This is a genomic window from Streptomyces sp. NPDC111656, assembly GCF_055656965.1.
Genome location: NZ_JBVKCA010000086.1, coordinates 1 through 1,078, shown reverse-complemented (window position 1 = coordinate 1,078; position 1,078 = coordinate 1). Strand labels below are relative to the sequence as shown.

The window sequence follows — 1,078 nt, the reverse complement described above, 5'->3', positions numbered from 1 at the left end:
TAGGTCCTGTCTGGAGTTTGATCATGCGTGGGGTGCGATGCTGCGGAGCCAGAGCATCGCACCGCGCAGGTGGAGCCCGGCCTCGTAGCTCTGCGGGGTCTTGTCGAAGCGAGTCGCTATGCCGCGCCAGTTCCGCAGGCGGTTGATGCACCGCTCCACGGTGTTGCGTTCGGTGTACAAGTCCGCGTCGTGGCTGACGGGGCGGCCGCCGCGCGAGCCGCGCTTCTTGCGGTTGGCGGCCTGGTCCACCTTCTCCGGGATCACCCCGCGGATCCCTCGTCCTCGCAGGTAGCGGCGGTTGCGGCGGGAGGAGTACGCCTTGTCGGCGGCCACCGCGTCCGGCCGGGTCTTCGGGCGTCCGACCGGCCCGCGGACCTTGATCCGCTCCAGGACCGGGACGAACTGCGGGCTGTCGCCAGCCTGTCCGGGCGAGAGGACGAACGCCAGCGGGCGGCAGCGCCGGTCGGCCGCCAGGTGGATTTTACTGGTCAACCCGCCCCGGGAGCACCCCAGTTCAGCAGCCTTCAAGCGGGCGCGGTGCCGTCGGCGGGTCCGCAGCCGTTCAGCGCGGCCGTCGGCGTCGGACTCTCTCTCGCGGCTCTTGTTCCTTCGGGGCGCCCCCTTTTCAGACTCGACGGCCGCCTCCAGGGCCGCCAACTGCTCCGCGTCGAGGATCATCCCGGCGGCGTGGTGGTGGGCCCGAGACGTCGCGGAGTCCACGCTGACCAGGCCCATGTCGGTCTCACCGCGCGCGGCTGCCTCGGCGATCAACGCCTCCATCAGATGCTGGAAGACACCCTGCCCCACCCAGATGCGGAAGCGGTCGTAAGTGCTCTGCCAGGGCCCGAACTCGTTCGGCAGGTCGCGCCAAGGGCTGCCGGTATGGAAGCGCCACATCACCGCGTTGAAGTGTTTCCGCAGGTCGGGGATGGGTCCGACCGCGGCGATCGGGAGATGGGGCTCGATCAGGGCCCACTGCTCGTCGGTGAGATCGCCTCGCGCCATGACTGACGATCTATCAAGACCGGGCCTCGGTGCGCAGACGATCCACCGAATCGTGATCCGAACTCCAGACAGG

General features: G+C 69.2%; 1 protein-coding gene. It reads right to left on the bottom strand.

The window, feature by feature from the left end; translation table 11 throughout:
* Positions 1-21: 21 nt before the first annotated feature.
* Complete coding sequence (locus tag ACZ7M3_RS52860; RefSeq protein ID WP_472073996.1) at positions 22-1,005, bottom strand: IS5 family transposase; 984 nt, start codon at positions 1,003-1,005, stop codon at positions 22-24.
* Positions 1,006-1,078 lie beyond the last annotated feature (73 nt).